A 4,874-nucleotide genomic window follows, 5' to 3' on the forward strand; every position below is an offset into this window, starting at 1 on the left:
GGGCCGACCTCATCCGATGTGTTGAGCCAGGCGTGGCCAAGGGCGATGCTGGTGTCCAGCCACCAAGAACTGCCGTCAGGACCGCGATGGCGCATGCGCGCCAGCATTTGCTGAATGTCTGCCGCCGCGACCGCCGGTGCGTGTGCTCCGCGCAGCAGGATTCCAGCGACGCCGCTCATCGGCTGCCGTGGTCGACGAGATGGGCGAAGCCGTCGATCGATCCGCCAAGCACGATATGGTTGTCGCTGACCAGCCAGGCATGTGCTTTCAACTGCTCGCCCGTACCACGTTCGATGCCGATGCGTATCGTCGATTCATTGCCTTGGCGGGCGAGAATATACTGGCCGGAGAGCGCCTGGGTCAGGCACGTAGCGTAAGGGACGAAACGGGCCGCGGCGGCAACGCCCCAGGCGACACGCCGCAGTTCGCCCATTGAAGCGCACTGCCGCGCGTCTAGGCGCGTCACCAGGCTGCGTACACGATTGTAGGACAGCAGCGTCAGCCCCAGCCGAACTGTCGCCACCACCAGCAGGCAATGGCCAAGGAAGATCATTTCCGAGCCGCTCAGGGAGAAAATCCTGACCAGCCCGTGCCGGCTTTCGCCGCGCTTCGACTGCTTGAGGCCTGTTTCCCTCGCGGGTTCCTGCCGTAAAGCCGTGGCCCGCGAAACCAGGGCCCGCGAAACTATGGCCTGCGAAACCAGCGTCTTGTGCTGGGCCGGTTTAGACAAGTGCCTCATGATGCCGTCTCGCAAGCCCATTATCAGTCAGGCCCTTCAGCAATGCGTCGACATCGGCCTGGCAGCGCACCGGGTCGACATTATAGCGCGCAAGCACGGCGCTGCGGATGTCGCCGATCGACCGGGGCTCCTGGATCAAATCCCAGATGAAGGCGCCGACGCCATTCAGGCTGTAGTAGACATTGGATTTGAGATTGAGCAGCGCCAAGCCATCGCCGAACTCGCAGGCCACGGCATCCTTGGTCGCACTCACGCTATCGTGGTCGGCCAGATCATGGTCGGATTGCTTCCCGTTCATCCCCGCACCTCACTGACAAAACGCTTCGACATCTCCGGTTGGCGCAGGAGAAGTCGGGAGGCTGGCCCCCCGACCCCTCTTACGTCTGCTTTTGAATCCAGAGTCCCAAAATGTCACTCTGGAAACGGCTATAAGTCTCAGGAGAACGTCAGGTCGCCGATCGGCGTGTGCGCGGGGAACGACGCGTCGATCGCCGTGTTGCCGCCGCCACCCTGGGTGATGGTCTCAATCGAACCATGAACCGTCAGGCTTGGTGTCTCGTATTCATGCTTTTCAACATTCTGTTCCATTTTACTCTCCGATTTAGGACTGGAAACGGCCTGTCGAGTGCCGTCAGCACTTTTATGCTGCAATGCAATAGCTGCACGGCAGCATTTATGAGTCAAGACTGTTTTACCTTCCGTTAATCAATTACGTTGCTGGCGTCAGGACATGAGCGGCCATGCCTAAAACTTGTCACTTTTTAGCCGATTCCTTGGGCATGATGGCAGCGCCTGTGCTGATTCTTTAAGCATATGATTTTGCTTGCATAAATCGTTTGTTTTGTGCTTATTTTTAGGCTTCGCTAATGGAAAGAATTTTCGGTTTGGAAAATTCGGCCGCGGATCGGCTAAAAGACCTGGCAAGGATATTTCAGCCGCGGTTCTCACTTCTTTCCGACGCGATCTCGATAGACGCTTCGGTTGCAAAAATTCGCACTGCAAAAGGAAAGGCTTTACGGCATCGAGGTTTTTGGTGATGTTTGCTTCGCACGTGCAGCATAAGTGTTCGCGCAAACCGCTTTCTTGGGAGATTGTGCGCTAAATGGCCTTGCCTGACGGCTCATACGAACGATTGCGCGCCGCCGGCTGTGCCGACGAGGTGGCCTACGTACAGGCCTGCCTGCGATTGTATTTTGCCGGGCCGCACGCCGGCGCGGGCGACATTTCGATGCGTGATCTGGACGGTGCCAAAATTGCCGACATCGCCAGGCTGAACAAGGTCGCCACCTTTGTCCTCAAGGCCCTTTCGCGCGCACCCGCGCTTGAGAGGCCGCCTGAGCTTTTCCGATGGCTCGACACCTACCGCAGGAGGACGGTTTCGATGAACGCGTCCTGCATCATGGATTCCATGGCGGTCCATGATGTGCTGCGCGCCAGCGAGATCGATTTTGTTTTTCTGAAGGGTCCGTTCCAGCAGCAGCTTCTCTACGACGACCACTTCATGAAGCCGTCCGGCGATGTCGACATCCTTGTTTCGCCGCTCGGATTTTTCAGGGCGCGTGATGCGCTTCGCCAGATCGGTTATGAGGTATCAGGCAAGTCGAACTCCGTCTGGTGGGTCCGCTTCCTCGGCGAACAGCACATGACCCGGGACGACGGGCCGAGGTCGTCCACGGTAGATCTCCATTACCGCCTCCAGCAGCCCGGCTCGCCAAGCCCGCGCGACGCGGACGGGTTTCTGCGGCGCAAGCGACAGGTCGAAATCGCCGGTGCGACGGTGCCGTTCACCTCGGTGGCCGATACTTTGCTTTTGTCCTGCATCAGCGTCGCCAAGGCACTTTTCAACCGGGAACCCTGCGCGGGCTACGTCTGTGATATCGGTGCCAGCGCCGCCCGCCTCGACGAGGGGGATCAGCAGCGTTTGCTCGATGCCGCAACCGTACAAGGTTTGGACGACACGCTGCTGCTTGGCCTGCGCGCCGCCGATGTGCTACTCGGCGGCGCTGGCACGCTGCTGTCGCAGCGCGCGACCAGGATCCTGTCGCGCATCGGCAATGAGGATCTGCTCAGCATGGTCATCGCGCCATGGCTGCCGTCGCTGCGGTGGCCACAGCGGCGAACGGTGCTGTGGGAACTGTGCGGCCGCGCGCCGGTCCGCTATCTGGCCGAAGCCGGCTGGGCGGCGTCCGCCGATATCAGCCGCCGCATCTTCGAGCGGCCGGGAAGTCGCTGAATGAAGGCAAATTGGGTGCTGATGGCAATTCTGTAGGGCATCGAAGGAGTACGGGGCGAGGGCAAATCGATATTACCTGTACGAGAGGCAAATCCATGTCGATGACGAAATTCGAGGTCTGCGTGATCATCGCGGCAAAAAACGCCGCAGCGACAATCGCCGTCGCCATCGCATCCGCGTTGCGCGAACCGGAAGTGGCGGAGGTCGTCGTTGTCGATGATGCCTCTACCGACGACACCGCCGATGTCGCACGATCCGCCGATGATGGCAGCGGGCGGCTCTCCGTGATGCGCCTCGATGTCAATCGCGGCCCCTCCTTTGCCCGCAACGCAGCCATCGCCGGCTCGAAATCGCCGTTCATCAGCATTCTTGATGCCGACGATTTTTTCCTCGAAGGCCGGTTTCGCAACCTGTTTGCCGGGGCCGATTGGGATTTCGCAGCCGACAACATCATGCTGATCAGGGATGATGCGACGGGCGACGCGACGAAAATCGTCGCGCCGCAATTTGCCGCCGATCCGGAATTCCTCGATTTCGAGCGCTTCGTCGAAGGCAACATCTCCAGGCGCCGCGTGCAGAGGGGCGAACTGGGCTTCTTGAAGCCGGTGATAAGCCGTGCCTTCCTCCACCGCCACGGGTTGAGCTACGACGAGAGCCTGCGGCTGGGCGAGGACTATGAACTCTACGCCCGCGCAGTCGCATGCGGGGCGCGGTTCAAGGTCATTCGCTCCTGCGGCTACGGCGCCGTCGTCCGCGCCGATTCTTTGAGCGGCCGCCACAAGACTCAGGACCTGAAGCGTTTGGCCGATGCGGATCTGGCGCTGCTGGCGATCGACAGTCTGCCGGAAGGCTCGAAGGCGGTGCTGCGGCGGCATGAACGGCACGTGCGCGACAAATATCGGCTGCGCAATTTCCTTGACGTCAAGGCTGAGCGGGGGCTGGCATCGGCCGCGGCTTACGCTTTCGCCAGCCTGTCCAACCTCGTCCCCATCGTCCAGGGCGTGGCTTCCGACAAGCTCGAGGCGCTGTTTCGTCGCGTCGGCCTTATGTCCAGCCAAAAGCCTGTGCCGCCGCGGCGCTTTCTGATGGCTGGAACCAGCATGGGCAAGGAACGCTGAGAGCGAGGCCCGAGGCCTGCGGTTTGTCCGCTCGCGACACGTCATCACGCAAACCATTTCGGCTGGATTTATGAGTTTACGAATTGGGTGGTTGCCTCGCGGCTCCGACGATGGCAGTCTATGTTGCGGTGCAGCATATTGGACGACCAGCCGAACTGGCCCCCGATCGGATTGGTCCGATGTCTCTCCTTCAGAGGAGCAGGACAATGCAAGGCGAGTTTTTGAGCCCCGGCTGCGGGGATCGGCCAGAAGCCCGGCCCACAAGCCGGCGATGACAGGAACCTGAGCCCATGGCCTCGATATTCGGTTTCAGATCAAGGGATCCGGCCCGCGACCGGCAGGCCGATGTTTCACGTCTTGATCGTCTGGCAAAGCTGTTCGAACAAATTGCGGCCGAGATCGAGGCCGAAAGAACCGGGCTTGAGAATCGCTACCGGACAACGTCGACCAACGCCGCCTTCCTGGTCGAAGCCATGGAGAACGGCTCAGCTTCCGACAAGCGGTCTTCGGAAGTCAGCGCACTGACACAGTCAATCCTGAATTGCGAACGCCGCATTGCAGCGCTGTCGCGCCAGGACGGCATGATGAAAGAGCTCCGTCATTCGCTGGATATGGTCTTCGACGAGGACGCCGATTCGGCCGCCGCCTCGGCGGAATTCGCCTGGCCGGCAGGCGCCGGCAGAGGTTGAAACGTGAAGGCTCGGAACTGTTGCAACAGATTTGATGCAAGGCGGGAAGCAATCGAGAGGGTCACAGGGAAGGTCAAGGTTGGCCCGTTCAGGAG

The 4,874-nt window shown here is 60.5% G+C and carries 6 protein-coding genes; 3 read left to right on the forward strand and 3 right to left on the reverse strand.

Annotated features, from left to right (window positions below):
• Nucleotides 1-175 precede the first annotated feature (175 nt).
• The 3 genes from EN984_RS22875 to EN984_RS22885 form a co-directional block, all read right to left on the reverse strand.
• On the reverse strand, nucleotides 176-739 hold the full coding sequence (locus EN984_RS22875) for a lasso peptide biosynthesis B2 protein (RefSeq protein ID WP_127267624.1): 564 nt from the start codon (nucleotides 737-739) through the stop codon (nucleotides 176-178).
• On the reverse strand, nucleotides 723-1,037 hold the full coding sequence (locus EN984_RS22880) for a PqqD family protein (protein WP_127267623.1): 315 nt from the start codon (nucleotides 1,035-1,037) through the stop codon (nucleotides 723-725). Before EN984_RS22880 ends, EN984_RS22875 begins: the two co-directional genes overlap by 17 nt.
• 137 nt (nucleotides 1,038-1,174) lie before the next feature.
• The gene (locus EN984_RS22885) at nucleotides 1,175-1,327 is read right to left on the reverse strand and encodes a lasso peptide (protein ID WP_013891488.1); all 153 of its coding nucleotides are present in this window, start codon (nucleotides 1,325-1,327) and stop codon (nucleotides 1,175-1,177) included.
• Nucleotides 1,328-1,841: 514 nt separating this feature from the next.
• Between EN984_RS22885 and EN984_RS22890 the strand changes: the two genes are divergently transcribed.
• The 3 genes from EN984_RS22890 to EN984_RS22900 all read left to right on the forward strand — a co-directional run bounded on the left by EN984_RS22890 (nucleotide 1,842) and on the right by EN984_RS22900 (nucleotide 4,779).
• The gene (locus tag EN984_RS22890; protein ID WP_127267622.1) at nucleotides 1,842-2,972 is read left to right on the forward strand and encodes a nucleotidyltransferase family protein; all 1,131 of its coding nucleotides are present in this window, start codon (nucleotides 1,842-1,844) and stop codon (nucleotides 2,970-2,972) included.
• A 95-nt stretch (nucleotides 2,973-3,067) separates the two neighbouring features.
• Nucleotides 3,068-4,090: a glycosyltransferase gene (locus EN984_RS22895; protein ID WP_127267660.1), complete on the forward strand. Its 1,023-nt coding sequence runs from the start codon at nucleotides 3,068-3,070 to the stop codon at nucleotides 4,088-4,090.
• Between the two features lie 290 nt (nucleotides 4,091-4,380).
• Nucleotides 4,381-4,779: a hypothetical protein gene (locus EN984_RS22900; protein ID WP_127267659.1), complete on the forward strand. Its 399-nt coding sequence runs from the start codon at nucleotides 4,381-4,383 to the stop codon at nucleotides 4,777-4,779.
• Nucleotides 4,780-4,874 lie beyond the last annotated feature (95 nt).

The sequence above is a fragment of the Mesorhizobium sp. M7A.F.Ca.CA.004.12.1.1 genome (assembly GCF_003997835.1).
Lineage (GTDB): Bacteria > Pseudomonadota > Alphaproteobacteria > Rhizobiales > Rhizobiaceae > Mesorhizobium.

Coding starts and splice junctions, on each gene's coding strand:
- EN984_RS22875 (WP_127267624.1), bottom strand. CDS start 739: ATGAGGCACTTGTCTAAACCGGCCCAGCACAAGACGCTGGTTTCGCAG.
- EN984_RS22880 (WP_127267623.1), bottom strand. CDS start 1,037: ATGAACGGGAAGCAATCCGACCATGATCTGGCCGACCACGATAGCGTG.
- EN984_RS22885 (WP_013891488.1), bottom strand. CDS start 1,327: ATGGAACAGAATGTTGAAAAGCATGAATACGAGACACCAAGCCTGACG.
- EN984_RS22890 (WP_127267622.1), top strand. CDS start 1,842: ATGGCCTTGCCTGACGGCTCATACGAACGATTGCGCGCCGCCGGCTGT.
- EN984_RS22895 (WP_127267660.1), top strand. CDS start 3,068: ATGTCGATGACGAAATTCGAGGTCTGCGTGATCATCGCGGCAAAAAAC.
- EN984_RS22900 (WP_127267659.1), top strand. CDS start 4,381: ATGGCCTCGATATTCGGTTTCAGATCAAGGGATCCGGCCCGCGACCGG.